This window comes from Vibrio hangzhouensis (genome assembly GCF_900107935.1).
Lineage (GTDB): Bacteria > Pseudomonadota > Gammaproteobacteria > Enterobacterales > Vibrionaceae > Vibrio > Vibrio hangzhouensis.
Map to the genome: position 1 here is coordinate 216839 of NZ_FNVG01000002.1, position 23696 is coordinate 240534.

Sequence of the window (23696 nt, forward strand, 5' to 3'; positions counted from 1 at the left end):
TGCTATATCAGCACCGCTTCTTCCTAATGTCGGCTCCAAAAAAGGTCAGATGACTACCGCCGCCAGTACTTCTTTCAGCCCTTGCGTCACATTCTTAGCAATCAGCAACTTTCCTTTCTCATTGCTACCTTCAGCAGACGTTACCATCAGGTCACTGAAATCATCACCACCAAAACCCACCATTGTTGGATTTTCGGAAGGTACCTCAACGACTTGCTTAACCTGACCTTGCGGCGAGATTTTCACAACCGACTGACCGGCATACATGGCTACCCAGTAGTTACCCTCCGCATCCACGCTGGCACCATCCGGTCTGCCGTTGTAATCCGTTAAGTCACAATGTAGCTGCTGCTCTCCATACTCACCGGTTTCAGGGTTGTAGCTGTGCTTGTACACTTTGCTTGAACCGGTGTCTGCCCAGTACAACCAAAGACCATCTGGCGAAAACGCCAGACCATTACAAGTCCAGGCGAACATAGGTAACGCTTCAATGTCGCCATTGAGATGTAACTGGTGGAATTGACCTTGATCGCCAACCTTTGCGCCATTACGAGTACCCGCAACGAAGCGGCCTCCAGGGGCAACTCGGCCATCGTTATAACGCATACGAGGGAACTCAGAAACCAGTGGCGCGAGAGAAGTTTTCTCCGCCCCCCAGTTTTCCAGATAGTACATGCCCGATTTCAGCGCGATAATGAAGCCTTGCTCACCATGCATCGCGAAGCAACCGATAGGTTCACCAAACTCGAGTTTTTCATTCACTCCCGCTTTTTGACGCCATAGCTCACCATCGCAGATATTTACCCACATCCAAGATTCGTTACGCCAGTCCCAGCGAGGGCATTCAGCCAAATCAAAATCAAGGTCGACGAACTTTTCAAACTGAATAGGTTGTGCCACGTTCATGTCCTTTTCTGTATCAATTAACATTGGTGTTTTTTTCTGGCCTTGTTGTAACAAAATCAGCGCCAAGGTTCTAGCGCTGATTAACAAATTGACCCATAAAAACTCCCCCTGGCATTCGCCCGTCATTTCGTTACTCACAGACTAAACGCTCGCACTATCGTTTCTCGATGCGATACGCTACCCTAGTCTTTCTATTAATAGCTTGGTATGTGACAGAGATGAGCATCAAAACCCTTGATTCAAAAGTCGTTTATCAGAACAACTGGATGACCGTCCGTGAAGACAAAATAGAACGGGAAAGTGGTGCACAAGGTATCTATGGCGTGGTCGATAAACCTGATTGTGCAGTGATCATAGCCGTCGAAAAGGACCATATCCATTTGGTTCAGCAATATCGTTATTCGGTTGGTGAGCGTTTTTGGGAATTGCCACAAGGCGCCTGGGAGTCCAATCCTGACGCGGACCACATCGAACTGGCGCGAGGAGAGCTCCTTGAGGAAACGGGGTTAACGGCCAAAACCATGACTTACGTTGGAAAGCAATTAATTGCCTATGGTTTTCTCAATCAAACCTGCCACATCTATCTGGCTACCAACCTCAGCAAACAACAGCAACAGCTGGATAATGAAGAAGAAGATCTCATCACCCAACGGTTTTCCATTTCCCAATTTGAAACCATGATAACGGATGGCCGAATACAGGATATCGTCACAACAGGCGCATGGGGACTGGCCAAACTCAAAGGGTTGGTCTGACAGCCAAAATTTAGAATCCAGTCACAAAGTGAGTTTTAAAGTTCGACATTCGGTAACCATATACCAAGCTTGATGTATTGACGAAGTAGAAGGGGCATCGTATGGATCGGTTAACTCTCCAGGAATGTTTGATTGAAGCACTCAGACAACTTGAGGCTTATAAAAACGCTATGTCTCTGCGAGAAGACGCTTACGATTTCGAAACCGCCCTACGCAAGCTTACCGAGCAGCTGTTTAGCTTACAGGTAATATCAGATTTGAAAGGATCGCTAGATGATATTGCTTACTCCATATCCCTGTTGAAAAGCCTTACGATTGAAGCTGGCCAATATCTTGAGCAGGGATTCGAACTTGATGATACCAAACGCCTGATTGCTAAATCACTCAGCGCTAACTATGCCCTCTCTAAAATCACATTAGGTGGATTAGGTCACATTTAACCATTCGAAAAACAAATGGATCAAACTTACTCATACCTGGTTACTTGATACCACTTTAGTAGTGTCGCATCTAACCCTTTGTTTTATATAGATTAGTCTGATTATTGGGCAGTTTTTCGCACGCCATAACCTATTGATATACATCATAAAATGCCCTCCTTCATCATGATAGCTTTTCGGGATTATATTCATCATGTCGAATAGCAAGGAGCATTCAAATGAGCAGTACTATTATTCTCCCATCCACTAACCTGTTGGGCAAAGATTGTCTCGAAAAAGCCTTGGATATCATCCAACAACAAGGGTTTACCAAAGCTTTGATCGTCACTGACGCTGTATTGAACCAAATCGGTCTGGTTGCCGAGGTTACAAAACAACTCGAAGATCGCCAGATCTCGTTCGAAATTTACGACGGCACTCAGCCTAACCCTACGATTGATAACGTAACGCAAGGCCTTGAATCTTTGGTCAATCATGATTGCGATCTGATTATTTCTATTGGAGGAGGCTCTCCTCATGATTGCGCAAAAGGCATTGCGCTTGTGGCGACTAACGGCGGACACATTTCTGACTACGAAGGGATCAATAAAGCCACTGAAGCCCCCTTCCCTCTGATCGCCATTAATACCACTGCCGGAACCGCCTCTGAAATGACCATGTTCAGTGTAATTACCGACGAAGAACGACATATAAAAATGGCTATTGTTGACCAGAAAGTCACGCCGCTGATCTCTGTTAATGACCCAAATCTGATGCTTGCAATGCCTTCTTCTCTTACGGCTGCAACGGGCATGGATGCACTCACTCACGCCATAGAAGCCTATGTATCTGTTGCCGCGAATCCAATCACAGACACTGTAGCCTTAAAAGCCATCAGCCTGATTTCCCAGTATCTTCCCATCTGCGTCAACGATGGTAACAACCTGGAAGCGCGCGAGCAGATGGCTTACGCCCAATTCATGGCTGGTATGGCGTTTAACAACGCATTACTCGGTTATGTCCATGCTATGGCCCATCAGTTAGGTGCGACGTATCACCTCCCGCACGGAGTGTGTAATGCTGTGCTGCTACCTCATGTACAGCGTTTTAATGCCAGTACCAATCCGGAAAAGTTCGCTGATATTGCCACAGCGATGGGTAGAGACATTTCCGGACTGTCGCCAGAGGCCGCTTCGTTACTTGCCATTGAAGCGATGGAAGAGTTGTCTGCAAAGGTTGGGATTCCGGCCACACTCAGTGAACTAGGCGTCTGCGCAAACGACATTGACAAACTGTCGGTAAACACGCTTGAGGATGTGTGTTGTTTGACCAATCCTCGTCAAGCAACTAAACAGGAGATCGCCATGATCTTCACTGCTGCGATGTAATTGCCCTCCCTAAACCAGGTACAGACACTCTGTCTGTACCTGACATTTACATTGTAAAATACCCAAAACAATCGCCATGAAGAAAAACAGTGCCACCAGTTACTGATCAAAATGAACGATCCTTGCCTCAGAGTCGTATCAAGTTTCTGAATCTTTAGCCAGGCATCCATTATGAACACTACATTGAGAACTTTGGAACAGTATCCACCCTTTGACAAAATCATCATTCACTCTCTGGAAATGTCCTTGTATCAGGTATCGGTTGTCATTGAAGGGGAAGAGCACTACATAACCCAAGATGACGGGCACCTCATAAGTACACACAACATTGTCGACATGCGTCGGGTCTGCCACAACCTTGAGGCCAGACAAGTCGTATTGCGACAGCAGAGTGCCTACGATGAGATGGTGGGCAGTCCAATACGTGAAGGAGAAAACACCCTCGAGATTCCTCTTGGAGATTTTAAGGCAGTGATATGACAGGCCTGCTAGACTGAATAATTCGTAAACCTGCGGAGATAGATCGTTAATCTAAGGGGGGTTGTTTCGCCAATTAGCCAAGAGGAAGTGATGACACCTAAAAGTCTATGGCTGCTTCTTATCGCGCTACACAGTTTGACAGGTTGTAGCGACAATAAATCCTATACTGCCGAACAAGGGTTCGACAACGGACGATTTACCAATGATGAAGTAGCAACAAACGACGTTGGATTACTGGACGCCATTTACTCCATTTACGTCGAAGGCAGTCCGTTTAGCGTTCCGAATGAGGACCTTCCTGTCGTCCACCCCGCTCTTGATAAAATGGAGCAGCAGGCTGCCCCCTCATTCGTCAAAATTGGCCACTCAACCATACTGTTAAGACTGAGTGGTCACTACTGGTTATTCGATCCTGTGTTTTCAGAGCGCGCCTCCCCCAGCAATTTTATCGGTCCTAAAAGATTTACTCCTCCAGCCATGCAACTGGAGGACATCCCTAAATTAAAAGCGATTATCATCTCTCATAACCATTTTGATCATCTCGATGAAGCTTCAATTAAAACCCTGATCAGTCGCACAGAACATTTTTACGTGCCTTTAGGCGTCAAGTCACTCATGAGTAAATGGGGCATCAAAGACGAGGCCATAACAGAATTGGGGTGGTGGAGCGAGAATACCTTAGGGGAGGTTTCCCTAGCCGCCGTTCCCTCACAACATTTTTCCGGGCGTTCACTCACCGATAAAAACACCACGTTGTGGGTATCCTGGGTGCTTTTCAACGACACACACCGTATCTACTTTAGTGGTGACTCTGGCTACTTCTCCGGATTCCGACAAATTGGCGACCAGTACGGTCCTTTTGACATCACGTTAATGGAGAATGGTGCTTACAATACGTTGTGGCAAACCATGCATTTGTTTCCCAAGGAAACGGTTCAGGCTCACATTGACCTGAGAGGAAAATATCTCGTCCCAATTCATAACGCGACTTTCAATCTTAGCACCCACGCCTGGTTTGATCCTTTAGAGAAAATCGACGCAATCGCATCGGAGCGAAATGTAACTCTGATCACTCCTCGATTTGGTGACGTTGTCACTATGGATGATATTGAGCGCTTTCAGGAACGATGGTGGCGAGATTATTTGCCCAAAAGCAACAATCAACAGTGATCACGATCTTGCCTCGTGGAGCACACTCCATTGCCTGCTCTAGAATCAAAACAGAAACGACAGCACTATCGGTACACAGACTTCAGTTCACCACAGTTTTTCTGGACCATTGATTTTGGTGTTCTAGCGTTAATGTCCGTTTCATTCGCAATAACCATTTTACTTTGACAGTCAAACAATCTATTGTTAATTTAGTTTGACAATCAAAGTAAATAATATGAAACCACTCATTGTAGAGCAATATCAGTTAGATCATGACTTCATCCAACATAACCACCAGGGTGAACGGCGAACCTGGTATGTGTTTTGGCTAACATTGATAATGATGGTGATCGAGATTTCTGCAGGAACACTGTTTGGTTCGATGGCTCTTCTCGCTGATGGTTGGCATATGGGTACACATGCGGCCGCATTCTGCATCACTCTATTCGCCTATTATTATGCACGAAAGCACCAGACCTCAGAGAAATACTCCTATGGCACGGGAAAGGTGAGCGTACTAGGCGGATTTACGAGCGCCATCGCACTCTCCATTGTAGCACTGCTGATGATGGGTGAGTCTGTACACCGACTGTTTTCTCCCCTTACCATTCACTTCAACGAAGCGATTCTTGTCGCGGTGGTTGGACTCATTGTCAATATCGCCAGTATGTTCTTACTAGGACACGGACACGTCCATGAACACCATGCTCATTCCCACTCTCATGTTCATCACCATGATCACAACCTCAAGGCAGCATATTTTCATGTACTGGCCGATGCACTCACCTCACTATTGGCGATAGTGGCATTAGTGATAGGCAAGTATATGGGATGGCATTGGCTTGATCCTGTGATGGGTATCGTAGGGTCGATCATCATTACCCGTTGGGCGTGGCAACTCTTAAAACAAACCGGGCCAACCTTATTGGATGAGAGTATTGACGATAACACCAAAAGTGCCGTTGTAGAGGCATTGGAATCTATTCCCAATACCCAAATAACCGACATTCACATTTGGAAAGTCAGTGCTCACCATTTTGCGACCAGTATTTGTCTGGTAAGTGACTCGGGTCTCTCAAGCAAAGACTTCAAACAAGTGCTTACAAAGTTTGATAAACTCCGCCATATCACTTTGGAAACCAATCACTACCGGGAATAACCCATGAGTTTGAGCCATCTGAATAACCTCATCATTGAGTTCTATGACAAGCTATCGTCCTGGGAGCAATCAGTTGTAAAGGAGACCGGCTATTCTCTAGCACAAATTCATACTGTAGAAGTATTAGGTGCACATGGCTCAATGCGGATGAAAGAGCTCGCCGATAGACTTGGCATTACTACCGGTACACTAACCGTGCAGGTCGAAAAACTAGTTACAGCTGGGTTGTTAGAGCGCCATCCTCATCAAGAAGACAGGCGATCTATCCTGGTCGGTTTAACAGATGAAGGTAAGAAACTGCATAACGCCCATCATCACTTGCATTTACAACTCACCAACGATCTCGCCCAGCATCTTTCTGATACAGAAATTCAAGTGCTGCAAAGCTGTTTAGACAAGATGGTTCGCGAATTCTAACCTTACTTAACCACACCATGTGAACGCGCTCGTTTCACCCCATCCAACGCTAGGATCACCAGTGCGGTCATGATCAACAAGTAAGTCGGCATATCAGATGCGCCAACTCGCTCACCCAGCATCAGGCCGACACAGAATACCAGCACCGGCTCTACATACCCGAGCAAACCAAACAGTGACATAGACAAAGATTGTGACGCATATAGGAATAGCAGCATAGGTACAGAGCCTGCAACGGCCAGCCCCAAATAGTATACCCAGACAGAAAGCTCGAGTTGTTGTATCTGTTGCAACGGTTGTAGATAGAGGATGGCTGCAAGCGCAATCGGAAGCAGGAAAATATTGTCGAGTGCAAAACCTACATCACTTTTCACATTAAGACTGCGCCTGTGAATGAAGTAAACAGGATACCCCAATGCAATCAGCAGTACGATCCACGACAGGCCCTCTGCCATTACATACGCATATGCAACGCCCACTGCCGCTACACAACAGGCGAGACTTTGTAGAGGGGATAGCTTATCGCCATACACTAACTTACCCACAACAACCAACACTAGTGGTAATGAAAAATAGCCGAGCGCCACTGAAAGAGTCTCACCGAACAAGGGGGCCCAGACGAATATCCAGAATTGCGGGCCAACGAGTAGTGCCGATATCAGGTAGCGATGCCAGCGACGGATCTGTTTCAACTCTTGCCACAGCAGACCTAGCCGACGACTAACCGACAAAAACACTAATACCACCAGCGCACTCCACACCACACGCTGACTGGCGATCCAGTGCCCTTCACCTCCACCTACTTCAAATTGACCAATATCGGGTTGAAATTGAACATAGAGAGGCAAAAGACCAAACAAGCACGACGCTAAAATCGAAGCACTTACACCCTTAGCAGTGTCGGATAGCGATAAAAAGCGCTGAAACATAAATCGACCCGTTGTTTTATCCCAGTGAATAACATGCGGACATTAGCTGATTTCGAGTAGTTTGAATACGGAATTTTTCTCTATCTGATATAGAGTTATGTCACTGTGTGACAAACACCTCTTTCGTGCTAGAACACGAGCTGTTCTGTATCGTCACACTATTTTCTTTTGTTCATGCTGTAGACTGAATAGGTCACAAGGAGCAGTCCCAAAGTATGATAAAATGTAAACGCCTCCCCCAGTATCATCACTGCCATCACCGCCGTAATACCTGGACCGATGTTTGAAGTCAGGCTCAGTTCAGTCGGAGACAGGCGGGCCATACCAGCCGCAATCAAATACGAGGGTAACACAGTACAAAAAAGTCCCAACAGCACACCTATTCCCACCAATTCTTCAGACCATTCAGTCACTGACACTCCTGATAGACCCAAGTGAATGAGAATAGCCACCCCGGCACTGCCCATACCGATACTGGTAAATGTATCACTACCCAGTTTGACAATAAGCGTCTTACTCAGCATGAGATAAGCAGCGAACACGGTGGCAGAAGCCACTGCAAATAGACTTCCCAACCAGATATCACTGCCAAACGAGGCCAAATCATGCATCATAATCAGACCAATACCTGTGTACCCGATCACTACAGCCTTGGCGACTGAGACAGTCGGTTGTTGACCAAGAAACAGCCAGGAGAAAAGAACCACAATACTAGGAAACAAGAAAATCAGCAGACGCTCCAGTTGGGCGGAAATGTGAGCTAATGCGGCAATATCGAGATAGCTGGCAAAGTAGTACCCGAGAACACCCACCAGCGCCGCTTGCCAACCATAGGATTTTATTTGTGTCCTTTTGCCCTCATCGCGATACAGCAGGACCAGTATGAACACATAAAAAGGTAGCGAACTAAAAGCTCTGAGCGCCATTATTGACGTCGCATCGCCACCGTATTGATAGGCAATCTTGACAAGAACCGGCTTAATTGAAAACAGTGCTGCGCCCGCCAAAGCGAATGCGAGTCCCTGCACATATTGATTTCGTTGCGACTCAGTCTGTGATTCAGTGATATTGCTCATTCGTGCTCCTTGGGTTGGGCTACGAGATTGAGCATGATGATCTGGCTACGCTCTGCTCGCAGCCAGGCACAGTTCTTCCTACCAGGCTACAGGTATCATGAGTGAGAGCCAGAGGTAGTGATTCCATGCGTGCATCGACATCTCCGATTGGTGAATAATCAGACTATTCCATTATAGTTCTATATGCAACTGCCTTAGAAAACATCACCCAATATTAAGCAATGTCTCTCAGGTAATTACACAGCCAGGCGATTGCGTGGTCATTAATACTTGCGCGGTTCCAGACCAGACTGTACGCCACTTTTCCATACTCAAAAGGCAAGGGTTTGGATACCAGCCCCTTAGCCTGACGCGCCACCTCAGCCCACTTCTGCGAGCAGGTAAACAGCAATTCAGACTGATGACACAGGACCGCTGCAGCACCGAAATCTGAAACGTTCACTTTCACATCCCGTGCACGATGTTTCTGTCTCAAGGTCTGTTCGAAATAAGGGCGATTCAGTTCAGCATCGGCGATTCCGATGTGTTGACTACTCAAATAGTGTTCTATCGTCAATTCTTCATTGGCGAAAGGATGATCAGGTGACATCAAACAGACCAGTTCGTCTTCCAGAATCACCTCCCAGACCAGCTCTTTGGTATTGGTTGGTGCCTGACTGACATCATGGGGCAGGATAATAAAGTCTACCTGACCACTGTGTAACGCATCAAAGCCAAACTTAGCTTTGTTCATGACGTGAAGCTTCGCTTTGGGTGTGTGTTCCAGCGTTAGCTTCGTCAATGCATTGGCGAACAATTCGAACGTACTTTCACGCATCGACAAACTGAATCGGCCTTCAAACTTGGTGGGCTCAAAGCGTGTCTGGTGTAGCAAACCATTCATACTGGCAAGCATAGAGTGAATCAATGGCGCAATTTTGACGGCATAAGGCGTCGGAGTCAGATATGTCCCATCACGATAGAACAATTCATCGTCCAGCACGTCACGCAACTGCGCAATCGTCTTACTCACACTTGATGGTGTCACCGACAATACTTCGGCAGCTTTAGTGACACTGCCTGTGTCGAGCATGACATGAAGCGCCAGAAGGTGCTTAAAGCCTACTCGTGATAATCCCTCAATATCCATCTTTATCAGTCCATAAGATTGTTGGTCAGGCGTTCGCATATACGTTTTAATGTTAGCGCATCGTCCAGTTCTAATTGCGCTTTACAGGCGATAGCCCCTGGCACTGACAGTGCTTTCTCTTTGAGGTTAGTTCCAGCCTCTGTCACAGAAATCATTCGCGCACGTTCATCGGATTCACTGCGCTTTCTTTCAACTAGTCCTTTTTGCTCAAGACGCTTTAGCAGCGGCGTCAGTGTGCCAGAGTCCAGTTTTAGCTCAGCACCTATATCTTTGACGTTCATTGGTGCTTTCTTCCACAGCACCAGCATGGTCATATACTGCAGGTAGGTTAAATCGATCGCATCCAGTATCGGTCGATAAGCTCGGGTAAGTGCATTACTGGCACTGTACAGGGCAAAACAAACTTGTTTATCGATATCTAACGCTTCTAAACCATCCAGCTTCATAATGACCCCCAAAAATTATTATTTACATTGCGCACAATATACTTGCAAACGTACCGATTTCACAATATAGTTTGTGCACAACCTAATTTTACACAATTAAAATATTCAAAAGGAATACTCTATGTCTGCACTTTACACAACTTCTGCTACAGCACTTGCGGGTCGTAATGGCCAAGTTTCTACTGATGACGGTATGCTGGATCTGGCGTTATCCTATCCAAAAGCACTGGGAGGAACCGGCACCGCGACTAACCCAGAGCAATTATTTGCGGCTGGCTATTCTGCGTGTTTCTCTAACGCTATTTTGCATGTTGCCCAGCAGCAAAAGCTCGGCCTGAAGCAAGCACCGACCAAGGCCACGGTGGCATTGAAGGCTAATGAACAAGGTGGATTTGTTCTGGATGTCGCGCTGGATGTCACTCTCGAAATGGACGATGCAGCCGCCATCGAACTGGTTCGTGTCGCGCATCAGGTATGCCCGTATTCAAACGCACTGCGTGGTAACGTCGACGTTGCAGTCACGGCAAATGGTCAAGCCATCTGATTCTTCTCCGGGGGCAAATATCTAGCCCCCAACTCTCCCTGCCCCGCCTTTATCTTCACAATACTTTATTTTTACTTCGAATTTTTCCGAATAATCCTCGTCAATTTTAACAATTCGGCTGAGATCAGTTAGGCAAAAAGCGATCCTGATCAAGAAAAATCGCAAAATTCACACAAAAACAATAGCCGTGTCGAAAAACTTATTTTATAATGCGAATTAATGTTTCAGCACAAACTAAATTCTATTATTAGGGGATCAACATGAGACTTATTCCATTACAGAACGCAGAACAAGTAGGTAAGTGGGCTGCTCGTCATATCGTAGAGCGCATTAACGCTTTCCAACCAACCGCTGAAAAACCATTTGTTCTAGGTCTGCCTACTGGTGGAACGCCTCTGTCAACGTACAAAGCGCTTATCGAGATGCACAAAGCTGGTGACGTAAGCTTCAAACACGTTGTCACTTTCAACATGGATGAGTATGTTGGTATCGACCCTGAGCACCCAGAATCATACCGCTCTTTCATGTACAACAACTTCTTCAACCACGTTGACATTCAGGAAGAGAACATCAACCTGCTTGACGGCCTGGCAGATGACATCGATGCACATTGTGCTGCGTACGAAGAAAAAATCCGTTCTTACGGCAAAATCAACCTGTTCATGGGCGGCATCGGTATCGATGGCCACATCGCCTTTAACGAGCCAGGTTCATCACTCAACTCTCGCACTCGTATTAAAACGCTTACTGAAGATACGCGCATCGCAAACTCTCGTTTCTTCGACAACGACATCAACCAAGTGCCAAAATACGCACTGACTATTGGTGTTGCTACGCTTCTAGATGCGGAAGAAGTGATGATCCTAACAATGGGTCACAACAAAGCGCTAGCACTACAAATGGCGGTAGAAGGTTCTGTAAACCACATGTGGACAGTCACTGCGCTACAAATGCATCCGAAAGCGATCATCGTTGCTGATGACGCGGCACAACAAGAGCTTAAAGTGAAAACTGTTCGCTACTTCAACGAACTGGAAGTAGAAAACATTAAAGGCTTATAAAGACTCTTTGATGGGGAGCGTTGGAACTTTTTCAAAGCTCCCTGTCTAAAAAGAGGTCACTGATAACGTAAGTGGCTAGCGATGGAGTGCTACCGTATTCCAAAGCTCCGTATCAGTCGGGCTTATATGCCAAGCTAAGCCCGACTCTCCTCACCAAGATCCCTACTGATCATATTCACTCCAATTCTTCTTATATTGGTTCTACCAACTTTAGCGAGTGTCATCGAACTCAATACGTTATAACGTGAAACCCTAACCTCAGGTCACGAGGCTATGTTCACTCATTCTCGCACTGAATCCCATGCTCCAAAGCAACGGCTCAAATCTTTAATTGGCTTCAAGTTAGTGACTGTTTATATAGGCAAACCGTGATCCAAATCTCAATGTTGATAGTGTTTTCAAATTAATTACTGTATTACTTAAAGTATTGAATGCGTAGGCCGCCACTTAATAGATAACAAAGTGGTAAGTGTTAACACACAATGAGGGAATATATGAAGAAAGCAGCGATATTGTTAACCGCGCTAGCCTTAACTGGATGCCAGACTGAAGACATACAAGACATCTTAAACGGAGAAACCACCGTATTTACTGTCGCTGGCGCAGAGTTCGATGGCACTGGTGTTATGACGGCAGGCTATTATAGCCTTGAGCACATAGTAACCAATACAGACACCACCCTTCCAGAAGATATGCCTCAAGTCGGGAAAGAGGCGCTGACCGCAGCAGGCGTCGAAGTCACTTCGGGCAAAATCTGTGGCTCCTTGGACACCAGCGGTGACGTCTGTTTTACAGAGGGTGACAATACCAGTTGCCTGCCTGATGATATATCAATGCTTGGTCTGGAAATGTACAAGATCAGTCTGACTGATGTTGAAGCAGCGGCAGAAGCCGGTTTTTATCCAAAAATTGCGGCAGACATAGGTGGAGCTTACATAGACCTAGGCAGTAGTATTGAGACCGTAAACTGCGCCGACTTAATTTAACTGCACAAAAACAAGAGTTATGGACATTTCATCGGCCAGCCAGAGACCGTTTGGTTGGCCTTTGGCATGCAAAACATGGTGCTACAAAGACGATAGGTACAAAACTCAGACACCTCTGAACAGTTCAAAAATGAAAAATCAGATTCCACCTATACCAGAAGTTTTACCCCTTTAGTCTAATACACCAATTGGGTCGCTGAATATAAGATCACTCTGTAGCTATGTTGGATAGCTAACGATCCTTAAGATTTTTGTATTGGGAGACTCAGCCCTCCCGAGTTTACTATTACTATCTTTGACACCGAGACTCTGTCTCGGTGTTTTTTTATCTGTCAAACTCATCGAGCGAACTAGATGTACCAAGCCCCTTCTGCGGGTCTCCTTTCAAGATCGCGAACACTTTTTCAAGCTATGCACAGATTAACGGGTATACAGTGCTATAGAGTTGATGATTGAAAGAGGTCCAAACTGCCCGAAATGGTAAGGATCCACCTCTAACCTATAATTACTCAATACTCTGTTTGTGAGCTGTCAGAGTTAACCGTTCAACCTCGAACTCGATATCTCACGTTCGACTTTGAACTCCTTTCTCGTCATTTTTGACAAAATGATATAGAAACTATCATCAGATAGTAATGGAGATACAATGATGGATGTATCGATCGCAATTGCACAGAGACCTCCTGTCCTCTTAGATCTACAATCAAGTATTGAAAGAGCCGTATCCACGATCAACGAAGCAGCCGATCACGGTGCCAAACTCATACTCTTCCCCGAAGCCTTTTTACCCGGTTATCCTACATGGATATGGCGCCTAAAGCCTGGTGGTGATCTGGGACTCAGCAACACGATTCACGCAAAGCTACGCAATAACTCAGTCGACATTGCAAACGGTGATTTAAACGAGATTTGTGAAGCAGCTAAACGAAACAATATTGTCGTTGCCATGGGAATGAACGAACTCGACTCTGAGTTCAGTGGTTCCACCATATATAACACTGTCGTCATCATTGACAGCGATGGCGAGATCTTAAATCGTCACCGAAAATTGATGCCAACTAACCCCGAACGTATGGTTTGGGGTTTTGGTGACGCCCGTGGATTAAATGTCGTCGAGACGGCGGTAGGTCGTATTGGCTGCCTCATCTGTTGGGAAAACTATATGCCGCTGGCGCGCTATAGTCTGTATGCTCAGGATATCGATATTTACCTCGCACCAACATGGGACTGTGGGGACACTTGGCTTGCATCTATGAGACATATCGCCAAAGAGGGTGGTTGTTGGGTATTAAGTACTGCGACAGCCATTGAAGGCAAAGACGTTCCCCAAGACTTCCCTGAGCGTGACCGTCTGTTTAACGAAGAAGAATGGATTAATCCGGGAGGTGCGGTTGTCATTAAACCTTCTGGAGCAATTGCTGACGGCCCTTTAAATAACCAAAAAGAAATCCTGTACTCAACGATAAACGTGGAGGCATCCCGAGAGTCTCGTAAATCCCTTGATGTTGCGGGTCACTACCACCGACCCGATGTGTTTCATCTGGAGGTAGACCGACGCGCTGCCCCACCCGTTTCATTCACCGACGACGAATAAAGCTGAGTTCATACAGATACGTGATGAAGTGCTTTCCAGTGACATTGAAGACGAGCATTTCATCTCTGTACTGATGTCACGAGCTCCTTGTTCCACATTAGACTGAATTGAAAACCAGTCCAAGCCTGTTACTCAGACCACAAAAAAAAACCGCGCTCAAAAGCGCGGTGTTACCTTGGGCTTGGTAATTACAGTGTTTTATCTTTGTTTTGATTTTAATTTGAGTCGCATTGCGTGCAATACGGGCTCGGTATAGCCATTGGGCTGTGCGCAGCCTTCGAACACCAATTGACACGCGGCAGAGAACGCAATGCTGCTGTCAAAGTTGGGGGCCATATTGTTGTAATTTGGGTCATCGGCATTTTGTTGGTCAACAATCTCGGCCATACGTTTCATGGTTTTCATCACCTGCGCTTCAGTACAGATGCCATGGCGTAACCAGTTTGCGATATGCTGGCTGGAAATACGCAATGTTGCGCGATCTTCCATCAAGCCGACGTTATTAATGTCTGGGACCTTAGAACAACCCACGCCCTGGTCAATCCAGCGAACTACATAACCCAGGATCCCTTGCGCATTATTATCCAGTTCATTCTGGATTTGATCAGCAGTTAACTTCTGTTTACCCAGTAAAGGAATAGTAAGGATGTCATCAACACTCGCTCTGACACGTTCACGCAGCTCTTTTTGACGGCTTGGTACGCTGACTTGGTGGTAGTGCAGCGCATGTAACGTTGCGGCGGTCGGAGACGGAACCCAGGCGGTATTCGCACCGGCTTGTGGATGACCGATTTTTGCGTCCATCATTTTTGCCATGTTATCCGGTTCTGGCCACATCCCTTTACCGATCTGCGCTTTTCCTTGCAGGCCACAAGCCAGGCCAAGATCAACGTTCTGATCTTCATAAGCACCAATCCAGGACATGGATTTGAGTTGGGCTTTTGGTGCGAACGGTCCCGCTTCCATACTGGTATGTATCTCATCACCCGTACGGTCTAAAAAGCCAGTGTTGATGAATACCACACGGTCTTTGGCAGCACGGATGCACTCTTTTAAGTTTACCGACGTGCGGCGCTCCTCATCCATGATGCCCACCTTGATGGTGTAGCGTTCCAATCCCAGAGCATCTTCAATTCGACCAAATAGCTCATTGGTGAACGCCACTTCTTCGGGGCCATGCATTTTCGGTTTTACTATGTTGATGCTGTTTGCCGTAGAGTTCTGATAACGACCATTGCCTTGCAAATCGTGCATCGCGATAAGCGATGTGATCATGCCATCCATAATACCTTCTGGCACTTCGTTACCTTGTGCATCCAGTATCGCCGGGTTGGTCATCAGATGACCTACGTTACGGATAAACAGCATGCTGCGGCCTTTAAGGGCAATTTCACCACCAGTGACGCTGGTATAATGTCGGTCGGGATTCAGACTGCGTACGATGGTTTTACCGTTTTTCTCCAAGGTTTCCTGAAGCTCGCCCTTCATCAAACCCAGCCAGTTTGAATAAGCCAGAGCTTTATCTTCCCCGTCAACAGCCGCCACTGAATCTTCACAATCCATGATGGTTGTCAGCGCGGCTTCGACCATTACATCTTTAATGCCCGCAGCGTCCACTCGTCCAATGGGGGTATTAGGGTCAATTTGGATTTCGATGTGCAGGTTATTGTGTTTCAACAGGATACACGATGGTGCACTCGCTTCTCCCTGATAGCCAATAAACTGCGTGCTATCCATTAGGGTCACTTCTTCGCCATTCGCTAATGTCGCCGTTAATGTGTTACCGACACTGACGTTACTGATGCTGTATTGCGTGACATCCTGGTGTGAGACCCCGTTCAGTGGTACCGCTTGATCAAGAAATTCTCGGGCATATTTCACCACCTTCTCGCCGCGTACCGGATTGAAACTGCCGCCACGTTCTGCACCATCGTCTTCACTAATAACATCGGTACCATACAATGCGTCATACAAGCTTCCCCAACGGGCGTTCGCAGCATTCAAAGCAAATCGAGCATTCATGATAGGCACCACCAGCTGGGGCCCCGCCTGTGTCGCAATTTCTGGCTCTACGCTGGCAGTTGATACTTCAAAGTCATCACCTTCAGGAACCAGATAACCGATTTGCTGCAAAAATGTTTTGTATTCCACTGGATCAATAGCCTGACCTGCGCGCTCCTGATGCCAGACATCGATTTGATGCTGAAGATCGTCACGTTTGATCAACAAGGCTTTATTCTTAGGGGCAAGATCATTAAGAATGGCTTCAAAAGACTGCCAGAATGCTCCGGCATCAATGCCAGTCCCTGGGATGATGTGATCATTAACTAACGCGTGGAGGGTGCTATCTATCTTCAAGCTTCCCTGTTGAATACGACTGCTCATAAAATCTCTCTCGAAGTTACCGATGACGACTTACATAAAAGTTACGTAATGGATGATAATTTGGCTAATTTATGCCGTTTATAGTAAACATTCATAAAAAAAATACCCCACTTTGGCGACGAAAACGTCACGCTTCTGTCTGACCACTTTCGATTTCATTGGCCACACTTTTAATCAGTCGACGCATCCACTGATGGTCTGGATTACTCTGTAAAAGCGGACTCCAGGCCATCTTCACTTCAAAAGGTTCAATCGCAAACGGAGCGGGTTTGATAAGTAACTTAGGGTTATTACGCTGAGACTGCGCCGCTTTACTAGGAATCGTCAGAATGAGGTTTTTCTGTTGGGCAAATAAGATGGCTGACAGGTAATGGCGGGTAAACACAGTAATGTTGCGTGTTTTGCCGATTCGCATCAGTGCCTCGTCAATCCAACCCAACTTTTGTGCCTGACTCGGGTTGATCCCTACCCCCGTCCCCATACCCGTTTTGCTTACCCAGATATGCTGTGCCTTTAGATAAGAAAACAAATCAAAGTTATCCGCAATGGGGTTATCGCAACTAAACAGACATGAGAAGCCATCGTGCCATAAACTCATTTGGTGAAAGGACTGGGGAATGTCATCAAATCGGTTAATGATGATATCGACACTGCCCTGTTCGACGTCCTGGTAACTGACATCACTGGGCGTCATGATATCGAGGCGGATTTTTGGTGCTATCTCACTAAGACGCTCAAGTAGAGGCTGAATCAGGGTCGATTCTGCATAATCACTGGCCATAATACGAAACACTCGTTCGCTGTCTTCGGCATTAAATTCCGTCGTGGGTTGAACAGTTTTTTCGACATTGGCAAGGATATTTCGGATTTGAGGTTGCAGCTTTTGTGCTCGCTCAGTCGGCACCATCCCTTCACTGGTACGCACTAGTAACGGGTCCTCAAACAAATCGCGTAAACGGCGTAGTCCGTTACTCATCGCTGGCTGAGTAATTCCCAGTTGATTCGCTGCACGAGTGACATTTCTCTCCCTCAGCAACACGTCTAAATACACAAGCAAATTAAGGTCAATACGAGCAATATTCATTTAAAAAATACCGAGTATAATAACTATAAATTAACAAAATTATCACACAAGCGACTACGATTTGTCCATAACAACAAGTTAATACAACAGGCTACTAGCCACCCTATACCCAACGTGAAACTAAGGAATAGTTATGTCGCAAATTAATCAAGATATCGAAATGATCGAAGTTGCTAAACGCGCTGCAGGTACGCCATGGGATGCTATCGACGCTGAATCAGCTGCTCGCATGCGTGCTCAGAACAAATTCAAAACAGGCCTGGATATCGCGCAATACACGGCGGATATTATGCGTGCAGACATGGCAGCCTACGATGCAGACAGCTCTCAATACACACAATCACTTGGTTGCTGGCACGGTTTCATCGGCCAACAAAAGATGATTTCAATTAAGAAGCACTTTGGTGGCAACACGGACAAACGTTACCTATACCTTTCAGGTTGGATGGTGGCAGCACTTCGCTCTGACTTTGGTCCTCTTCCTGATCAGTCAATGCATGAGAAAACTTCTGTTCCTGCACTTATCGAAGAGCTATACACTTTCCTTCGCCAGGCGGATGCACGTGAACTGGGTGGTCTATTCCGAGAACTTGATGCAGCACGTGAAGCGGGTGACCTAGCACTGCAAGACCAAATCCAGGATAAAATCGACAACCACCAAACTCACGTTGTGCCCATCGTAGCGGATATCGATGCAGGTTTTGGTAACGCTGAAGCGACTTACCTGCTGGCTAAGAAAATGATTGAAGCGGGTGCTTGTTGTCTACAGATTGAAAACCAAGTAGCGGACGAGAAACAATGTGGTCACCAGGACGGTAAAGTAACCGTACCTCATGCCGACTTCCACGCGAAATTGCGCGCGTTACGTTATGCATTCCTGGAGCTTGGCATCGACAACGGCATCATCGTGGCACGTACGGACTCTCAAGGCGCTGGCCTAACCAAAGAGATTGCGGTTGTGAAAGAGCCTGGTGACCAAGGCGATATCTACAACTCTTACCTGGACGTTGAAGAGATCGATGTAGCTGATATGAAGCAAGGCGACGTTTGCTTTAACCGCGATGGCAAGCTAGTACGTCCTAAGCGTCTACCTTCTGGCCTATATCAGTTCCGCTCAGGTACCGGTGAAGACCGCTGTGTATTTGACTGTATCGAAGCTATCAACGCAGGTGCTGATCTACTTTGGATTGAAACTGAGAAGCCACACATCGGTCAAATCAAAGAGATGATGGACGGCGTACGTGCAGTACACCCGAACGCGAAGCTGGTTTACAACAACTCGCCTTCATTCAACTGGACACTGAACTTCCGCCAACAAGCGTATGACGCTATGGTTGAAGCTGGTGAAGATGTATCGGCATACGATCGTGCAAATCTAATGAGCGCTGAATATGACGAAACTGAACTGTCTAAGCGCGCTGATGACAAGATCCGTACATTCCAAGCAGATGCATCTCGTGAAGCGGGTATCTTCCACCACCTAATCACGCTACCAACGTACCACACTGCTGCACTATCAACAGATAACCTGGCGAAAGAATACTTCGGTGATGAAGGCATGCTTGGCTACGTTAAGAACGTTCAACGTCAAGAAATCCGTCAAGGTATTGCATGTGTGAAACACCAAAACATGTCTGGTTCTGATATTGGTGATGACCACAAAGAATACTTTGCTGGTGAGAACGCGCTGAAAGCGGCTGGCGAGTTGAACACGTCGAATCAGTTCGATTAATCGTAATGAATTGAACTTAATGAAAAAAGCGGCTCTCGAGTCGCTTTTTGACCTCTAAAGGTTTGTTAAACTAATCCTATTCATTGTTAATTGAGAATGCCTATGACAACTGTTCCCTCTCATCTAAAAGATGCAAAAGACTTACTGTCACAAGATGGTTTTGCAACGGGTGATACCTGGTATCACGGCACCTCCTCTGCCCTATTGCTATCAATCCAGAGTCAGGGGCTCAAGCGCTCAGGCGACAAAGCGCTCAATGAAGCGGCCAAAGCCACTATGGCGACCATTGGTAACCAGTATGCTGAACGCGTCGAGCCTGTTTTTCTGACTCAGAGTAAAGAACTCGCCTACTATTGGGCGCAGCAAACCGTCAGAAAACGCAGTGTTCGCTTTGAGGGCGAAGAGGCGCCTGTCGTTCTGCAGGTTAATCTTTCAGAAAAACAGCGTGCTAAGGTGAAGCCCGATGTTGGAGCAATGAGCTTGCTGATGATGCAAGACGGTGAACAATTTATGGTTCATCTGGCCCATGTCTATCAAAACCAAGGCTTTTCAGGGCCTGACATTGACTTACGATCTGCTGACCGCATGGAGTTCCTGGACAAATTGGGGATGGCTTACATTGATGAGGATATCAGCCCGGCTTGTATTGAGTTAATGTCAGAATCAGTCCCACAATAAATAGAACGCATTTGAGCAAAACACCGAGCGTCAGTGCTCGGTGTTTTGTTTGAATTAAGAGAAGTGAACCTTACACGACTTACAGTCTCTTGAAGCCAGAAGTATTCAGACCATCGCCTTCATGAATCACAGTTGCATTCATGGTTATCGAGTCCGGACAGGTGAGCGTCTTACCCCACTTCAATTCGATCGGCTCTTCGGTGCTGCCCTTATACAGACACGTCTTGACTTTATCACTAGTGTATTGGCTAACCGCCACCTCTTTCTCACCCACAAAGTCGCCATGATTATGGTCAATGTCACTGGCAAAAGACACCGCAGATACAGAGAGTAATAGTGATAGCGCAGCAAGTTGAGTACGTTGTTTCATCATAGTCACCCCAGACATTCATCGTTAGCGAATAGCCGAATACTCCGTTACCCTGGCTCGATGTGGTCACTATAGCGAAAGACGACAATCTGGTGAAAATATGTACTATCAGTGTGGCTGATGGGTCTTTGTGCTGCTGCTTGTTAACTGCTCACCTTACCGAGTTATGCGCCATATCCGGCTCCCCACAATGACTAAGAATATCGGTTCTGGCTTTATCGCGTAACGAAATGGCGGCGCTCCAACCGTCCCCTTCAGGATACAGCGGCTTTCCTATGGTGACACTCACATCTCCTCTGCGCGGAAACAACGAATTTCCCCTGAGTTTGGATCGTGTCCCACAAAGTGTGATTGGTATAACCGGCACATCCGAACTCACCGCCGCGATAAAAGCCCCCATGTGGAACTGATGTAAACCGGCCATGCGATATAAGGTGCCTTCCGGAAAGACCACCAGCGGTTGGCGTTCGTCGACGTCTGCCATCAAGCGTTTGGCATCAACCACACTCTTTTCAACATCAAATCGCTCAACAAACTCAGTACCCAGTTTGCTTAAAAAAATACGAGTAAACGGGTTGCTTAAGAACTCACTTTTAGCCACGAAACGACACTCCAAACCGGTTGTCGCAATCAATACCAACCCATCGAGGTAGCTGCAATGGTTCACCACCAGAATACGAGGCTGATGCTCATCAGGCAGATTTTCCAGCCCTGTCACCGTGCATTTCGTGCCCGTAAGCGTTATCAGTGCTCTGGCACCCATTCGGGTCACGGCCCAGCACCAGGACTTCTTCGGAAGCAGCGCCACTAAAATCCATACCATTGGCGACAATACCCCCAAAATAAACCAGGCATAGGCCGCATAACCGACATCTTGTAGCGTACGCACATATCGTCGCAGCTGCGGTACAACGCCAGCGACAGCCAAATGCATCGCTTGATGCCAAAATGCCTTCGGCTGCCTACCCAACTGTCCTTCCTGATAGAGATCCTTACAAGCACTGCGGCGGATCTTACCGCTGGATGTTTTGGGGATGGTATGGGGTGGACCAATAACAATATCATCTGCCGGACTGCCCAATAGCCTAACCGCCAGGTTGTTTATCTGCTTCTTGAACGAGCGTAAGGTGCGAGGATCGGTTTCGCGACTTTCAGCAAGCACGATGAGTTTTTCGGTAGCAGATCGACGATCCTGACTGCCAAATACCGCCACACACCCTTTACGAACGCCGTCAATACCACCCACTGCCTGTTCCAGTTCATGTGGGTAGATATTCCGGCCAGCTTTGATGATGATGTCTTTGGTGCGGCCAGTGAGAAACAATTCGCCACTCAGAGTGAAGGCACGGTCTCCGGTTACCAGCCAATCATCGTGATAAAGCTCGCGGGTTTTTTCTGGATTGCGATAGTAGCCCTGTGTCGCAGAAGGCCCCTTAAATTCCAGTTCCCCTTCTTCACCTTCTGGTAGCTCTTTTCCCAGTTCATCGACGATCCGTATTTGGTGACCCACTAAAGGCTGTCCCAGCCCCACCACTGGAATTGCGCCAGCCGCCTCTCGTGTTACAGCGACTGCCCGGCCATTGCGACTGAGTGATTCTCTGTCGAAATACTCAACACGAGGCTTTCGCACTTCCAGAGGAAAGGTCAGACCAACTGACGATTCTGCCAAACCGTAAACCGGCGACATGGTTTCCGGTTTGAATCCATACGGCGCATACTTTTCGGTAAAATTGGCAATAGATTGCGGACTCACTGGCTCAGCTCCATTCCAGGACAACCGCCAACTGCTGAGGTTAAGCCCCTCCAGTTCACTCTCCTTGACCCGACTAACGCATAACTCGTAGGCAAAATTAGGGGCTGGCGACAGTGTACCTTTGTAGTGATGGATCGCCCATAGCCATCGCTGTGGCTTAGTTAAGAACAGCAATGGTGACATGATCACCAGAGGCATGGTGTGGTAAAGACTGCCGAGCCACGCACCGATAAGCCCCATGTCATGATACACAGGCAGCCAACTCACAAACACATCATTTGAACTGGCGCCCACCGCCTTCCCCATCGCCCTGACGTTGGCCAACAAGTTTGAGTGAGTCAACGTAACGCCTTTCGGCACGCCGGTACTGCCTGACGTGTACTGCAAAAATGCAATATCATCAGTCTGTGCGTCCCCAACCTCGACCGGTTCAGTTGAACCCTGAAGATCCGAGGCCGTCACCACTGCCTCTATCGACGGAACCTGCAGTTTCAGCAGGTGAGCAAGCGGCTTGGCTTCGGGGACGGTGATCAGCAATTTGGCCTCGGCATTATTCAAAATACTGGCATGACGGCCCAAATGATCTTCTATCTGCTGCAGTCTCGCCGGGGGATAAATTGGCACTGGAATGGCCCGCGCATACAGGATGCCAAAAAAGCTGAAAAAATAATCATTGCTGGTCGGCAGCATGATCGCCACACAATCACCGGCTTCGACCCCTGCATTGATCAATCCTGCTGCGATCTCCATCGCCTTGTCTTTCAGTTTTTGATAACTGATTTCTTCCACATCATTGGCATTTTGAAAAACATAAAGGTGAGGTCGGTCAGGATGATGTTCCACGTGCCAGTCCAATAACGCCTGAAGTGATTCGACATCATCTGGCATCTGGTCCACGGTATCCAATTTGATTTGGTGAAGCTGAGTAATGACAGGCTCCACCAATGGGGTTGATACTGCCTGCTGTATCGCTTGCACAATATCTTCTGGCGTTGCGATGCCAGAAAGTGAGTGCTCAGGCAGTGAGACATGAAAATGCGTTTCGATACGTGTCAGTAATTCGGCTCGGGTCAGGCTGTCAAACCCCAGTTCACTATCAAGGTCACTCTTAAGATTTAGATTTACGGAGGACAAAGATTCTGGATCCAACTCAAGCATAAGTACTCTAACAGTATCGAGGACCGATTGGGCCACCTCTGCCGTCGTTTGTTTCGTAGTGTTATGGTTATTGTCTGACATGCTAAAGCTTCCTG

General features: G+C 47.0%; 22 protein-coding genes. 13 read left to right on the plus strand and 9 right to left on the minus strand.

Going from position 1 to position 23696, the window contains the following annotated elements; translation table 11 throughout:
- Positions 1-45 precede the first annotated feature (45 nt).
- Positions 46-900 (minus strand): SMP-30/gluconolactonase/LRE family protein, encoded by an 855-nt coding sequence (locus C4S60_RS02820; protein ID WP_103878980.1) that lies wholly within the window; start codon positions 898-900, stop codon positions 46-48.
- A gap of 224 nt (positions 901-1124) precedes the next feature.
- On the opposite strand from C4S60_RS02820, the gene C4S60_RS02825 reads away from it, so the two are divergent.
- The 7 genes from C4S60_RS02825 (at position 1125) to C4S60_RS02855 (ending at position 6676) form a co-directional block, all read left to right on the plus strand.
- On the plus strand, positions 1125-1661 hold the full coding sequence (locus C4S60_RS02825; RefSeq protein WP_103878807.1) for an NUDIX domain-containing protein: 537 nt from the start codon (positions 1125-1127) through the stop codon (positions 1659-1661).
- A 101-nt stretch (positions 1662-1762) separates the two neighbouring features.
- A complete protein-coding gene (locus C4S60_RS02830; RefSeq protein WP_103878808.1) occupies positions 1763-2101 on the plus strand; it encodes a hypothetical protein in 339 nt (112 codons plus the stop codon).
- A gap of 218 nt (positions 2102-2319) precedes the next feature.
- Positions 2320-3468, plus strand: a complete 1149-nt coding sequence (locus tag C4S60_RS02835; RefSeq protein ID WP_103878809.1) for an iron-containing alcohol dehydrogenase — start codon at positions 2320-2322, stop codon at positions 3466-3468.
- 171 nt (positions 3469-3639) lie between these two features.
- Entirely contained in the window at positions 3640-3948 is a 309-nt protein-coding gene (locus C4S60_RS02840) for a DUF6482 family protein (protein WP_103878810.1), read from the plus strand.
- A gap of 90 nt (positions 3949-4038) precedes the next feature.
- Complete coding sequence (locus C4S60_RS02845) at positions 4039-5118, plus strand: MBL fold metallo-hydrolase (protein WP_103878811.1); 1080 nt, start codon at positions 4039-4041, stop codon at positions 5116-5118.
- Positions 5119-5335: 217 nt separating this feature from the next.
- Complete coding sequence (gene dmeF, locus C4S60_RS02850) at positions 5336-6259, plus strand: CDF family Co(II)/Ni(II) efflux transporter DmeF (RefSeq protein ID WP_103878812.1); 924 nt, start codon at positions 5336-5338, stop codon at positions 6257-6259.
- Positions 6260-6262: 3 nt separating this feature from the next.
- The gene (locus C4S60_RS02855; RefSeq protein WP_103878813.1) at positions 6263-6676 is read left to right on the plus strand and encodes a MarR family winged helix-turn-helix transcriptional regulator; all 414 of its coding nucleotides are present in this window, start codon (positions 6263-6265) and stop codon (positions 6674-6676) included.
- Between the two features lie 2 nt (positions 6677-6678).
- Here the strand turns inward: C4S60_RS02855 and rarD are convergent, their stop codons facing one another.
- From rarD to ohrR, 4 genes are all read right to left on the minus strand, one after another.
- Positions 6679-7605, minus strand: a complete 927-nt coding sequence (gene rarD, locus C4S60_RS02860; protein WP_103878814.1) for an EamA family transporter RarD — start codon at positions 7603-7605, stop codon at positions 6679-6681.
- A gap of 158 nt (positions 7606-7763) precedes the next feature.
- Entirely contained in the window at positions 7764-8681 is a 918-nt protein-coding gene (locus C4S60_RS02865; protein WP_103878815.1) for a DMT family transporter, read from the minus strand.
- A gap of 214 nt (positions 8682-8895) precedes the next feature.
- A complete protein-coding gene (locus C4S60_RS02870; protein WP_103878816.1) occupies positions 8896-9810 on the minus strand; it encodes a LysR family transcriptional regulator in 915 nt (304 codons plus the stop codon).
- Between the two features lie 5 nt (positions 9811-9815).
- Positions 9816-10256: a transcriptional regulator OhrR gene (ohrR, locus tag C4S60_RS02875; RefSeq protein WP_103878817.1), complete on the minus strand. Its 441-nt coding sequence runs from the start codon at positions 10254-10256 to the stop codon at positions 9816-9818.
- A 121-nt stretch (positions 10257-10377) separates the two neighbouring features.
- Between ohrR and ohr the strand changes: the two genes are divergently transcribed.
- The 4 genes from ohr (at position 10378) to C4S60_RS02895 (ending at position 14441) form a co-directional block, all read left to right on the plus strand.
- Positions 10378-10800: an organic hydroperoxide reductase Ohr gene (ohr, locus tag C4S60_RS02880; protein ID WP_103878818.1), complete on the plus strand. Its 423-nt coding sequence runs from the start codon at positions 10378-10380 to the stop codon at positions 10798-10800.
- Between the two features lie 260 nt (positions 10801-11060).
- Positions 11061-11861 (plus strand): glucosamine-6-phosphate deaminase, encoded by an 801-nt coding sequence (nagB, locus tag C4S60_RS02885; protein ID WP_103878819.1) that lies wholly within the window; start codon positions 11061-11063, stop codon positions 11859-11861.
- 494 nt (positions 11862-12355) lie between these two features.
- Positions 12356-12847, plus strand: coding sequence for a hypothetical protein (locus C4S60_RS02890; RefSeq protein WP_103878820.1), 492 nt, complete (start codon positions 12356-12358; stop codon positions 12845-12847).
- A 646-nt stretch (positions 12848-13493) separates the two neighbouring features.
- Entirely contained in the window at positions 13494-14441 is a 948-nt protein-coding gene (locus tag C4S60_RS02895) for a carbon-nitrogen hydrolase family protein (RefSeq protein WP_244183005.1), read from the plus strand.
- A gap of 198 nt (positions 14442-14639) precedes the next feature.
- Here the strand turns inward: C4S60_RS02895 and C4S60_RS02900 are convergent, their stop codons facing one another.
- Both C4S60_RS02900 and C4S60_RS02905 read right to left on the minus strand, forming a co-directional pair.
- A complete protein-coding gene (locus C4S60_RS02900) occupies positions 14640-16826 on the minus strand; it encodes a malate synthase G (RefSeq protein WP_103878821.1) in 2187 nt (728 codons plus the stop codon).
- Between the two features lie 127 nt (positions 16827-16953).
- Positions 16954-17910 (minus strand): LysR family transcriptional regulator, encoded by a 957-nt coding sequence (locus C4S60_RS02905; protein WP_103878822.1) that lies wholly within the window; start codon positions 17908-17910, stop codon positions 16954-16956.
- Between the two features lie 133 nt (positions 17911-18043).
- On the opposite strand from C4S60_RS02905, the gene C4S60_RS02910 reads away from it, so the two are divergent.
- Together C4S60_RS02910 and C4S60_RS02915 are read left to right on the plus strand one after the other, a co-directional pair.
- Positions 18044-19642 carry an isocitrate lyase gene (locus C4S60_RS02910; protein ID WP_103878823.1) on the plus strand — a complete coding sequence of 533 codons (1599 nt, stop codon included), beginning with the start codon at positions 18044-18046 and terminating at the stop codon, positions 19640-19642.
- Positions 19643-19744: 102 nt separating this feature from the next.
- Positions 19745-20320 (plus strand): hypothetical protein, encoded by a 576-nt coding sequence (locus C4S60_RS02915; protein ID WP_103878824.1) that lies wholly within the window; start codon positions 19745-19747, stop codon positions 20318-20320.
- A 79-nt stretch (positions 20321-20399) separates the two neighbouring features.
- Here C4S60_RS02915 and C4S60_RS02920 read toward each other — a convergent pair whose 3' ends face one another.
- Together C4S60_RS02920 and C4S60_RS02925 are read right to left on the minus strand one after the other, a co-directional pair.
- On the minus strand, positions 20400-20693 hold the full coding sequence (locus tag C4S60_RS02920; protein ID WP_146060844.1) for a hypothetical protein: 294 nt from the start codon (positions 20691-20693) through the stop codon (positions 20400-20402).
- Positions 20694-20841: 148 nt separating this feature from the next.
- The gene (locus C4S60_RS02925; protein ID WP_103878826.1) at positions 20842-23682 is read right to left on the minus strand and encodes an AMP-binding protein; all 2841 of its coding nucleotides are present in this window, start codon (positions 23680-23682) and stop codon (positions 20842-20844) included.
- Positions 23683-23696: the final 14 nt, after the last annotated feature.

What these genes read in the sequence shown, in the direction of transcription:
- C4S60_RS02825 (WP_103878807.1), top strand. Translation starts at nt 1,125, where the DNA reads ATGAGCATCAAAACCCTTGATTCAAAAGTCGTTTATCAGAACAACTGG.
- C4S60_RS02830 (WP_103878808.1), top strand. Translation starts at nt 1,763, where the DNA reads ATGGATCGGTTAACTCTCCAGGAATGTTTGATTGAAGCACTCAGACAA.
- C4S60_RS02835 (WP_103878809.1), top strand. Translation starts at nt 2,320, where the DNA reads ATGAGCAGTACTATTATTCTCCCATCCACTAACCTGTTGGGCAAAGAT.
- C4S60_RS02840 (WP_103878810.1), top strand. Translation starts at nt 3,640, where the DNA reads ATGAACACTACATTGAGAACTTTGGAACAGTATCCACCCTTTGACAAA.
- C4S60_RS02845 (WP_103878811.1), top strand. Translation starts at nt 4,039, where the DNA reads ATGACACCTAAAAGTCTATGGCTGCTTCTTATCGCGCTACACAGTTTG.
- dmeF (WP_103878812.1), top strand. Translation starts at nt 5,336, where the DNA reads ATGAAACCACTCATTGTAGAGCAATATCAGTTAGATCATGACTTCATC.
- C4S60_RS02855 (WP_103878813.1), top strand. Translation starts at nt 6,263, where the DNA reads ATGAGTTTGAGCCATCTGAATAACCTCATCATTGAGTTCTATGACAAG.
- rarD (WP_103878814.1), bottom strand. Translation starts at nt 7,605, where the DNA reads ATGTTTCAGCGCTTTTTATCGCTATCCGACACTGCTAAGGGTGTAAGT.
- C4S60_RS02865 (WP_103878815.1), bottom strand. Translation starts at nt 8,681, where the DNA reads ATGAGCAATATCACTGAATCACAGACTGAGTCGCAACGAAATCAATAT.
- C4S60_RS02870 (WP_103878816.1), bottom strand. Translation starts at nt 9,810, where the DNA reads ATGGATATTGAGGGATTATCACGAGTAGGCTTTAAGCACCTTCTGGCG.
- ohrR (WP_103878817.1), bottom strand. Translation starts at nt 10,256, where the DNA reads ATGAAGCTGGATGGTTTAGAAGCGTTAGATATCGATAAACAAGTTTGT.
- ohr (WP_103878818.1), top strand. Translation starts at nt 10,378, where the DNA reads ATGTCTGCACTTTACACAACTTCTGCTACAGCACTTGCGGGTCGTAAT.
- nagB (WP_103878819.1), top strand. Translation starts at nt 11,061, where the DNA reads ATGAGACTTATTCCATTACAGAACGCAGAACAAGTAGGTAAGTGGGCT.
- C4S60_RS02890 (WP_103878820.1), top strand. Translation starts at nt 12,356, where the DNA reads ATGAAGAAAGCAGCGATATTGTTAACCGCGCTAGCCTTAACTGGATGC.
- C4S60_RS02895 (WP_244183005.1), top strand. Translation starts at nt 13,494, where the DNA reads ATGATGGATGTATCGATCGCAATTGCACAGAGACCTCCTGTCCTCTTA.
- C4S60_RS02900 (WP_103878821.1), bottom strand. Translation starts at nt 16,826, where the DNA reads ATGAGCAGTCGTATTCAACAGGGAAGCTTGAAGATAGATAGCACCCTC.
- C4S60_RS02905 (WP_103878822.1), bottom strand. Translation starts at nt 17,910, where the DNA reads ATGAATATTGCTCGTATTGACCTTAATTTGCTTGTGTATTTAGACGTG.
- C4S60_RS02910 (WP_103878823.1), top strand. Translation starts at nt 18,044, where the DNA reads ATGTCGCAAATTAATCAAGATATCGAAATGATCGAAGTTGCTAAACGC.
- C4S60_RS02915 (WP_103878824.1), top strand. Translation starts at nt 19,745, where the DNA reads ATGACAACTGTTCCCTCTCATCTAAAAGATGCAAAAGACTTACTGTCA.
- C4S60_RS02920 (WP_146060844.1), bottom strand. Translation starts at nt 20,693, where the DNA reads ATGATGAAACAACGTACTCAACTTGCTGCGCTATCACTATTACTCTCT.
- C4S60_RS02925 (WP_103878826.1), bottom strand. Translation starts at nt 23,682, where the DNA reads ATGTCAGACAATAACCATAACACTACGAAACAAACGACGGCAGAGGTG.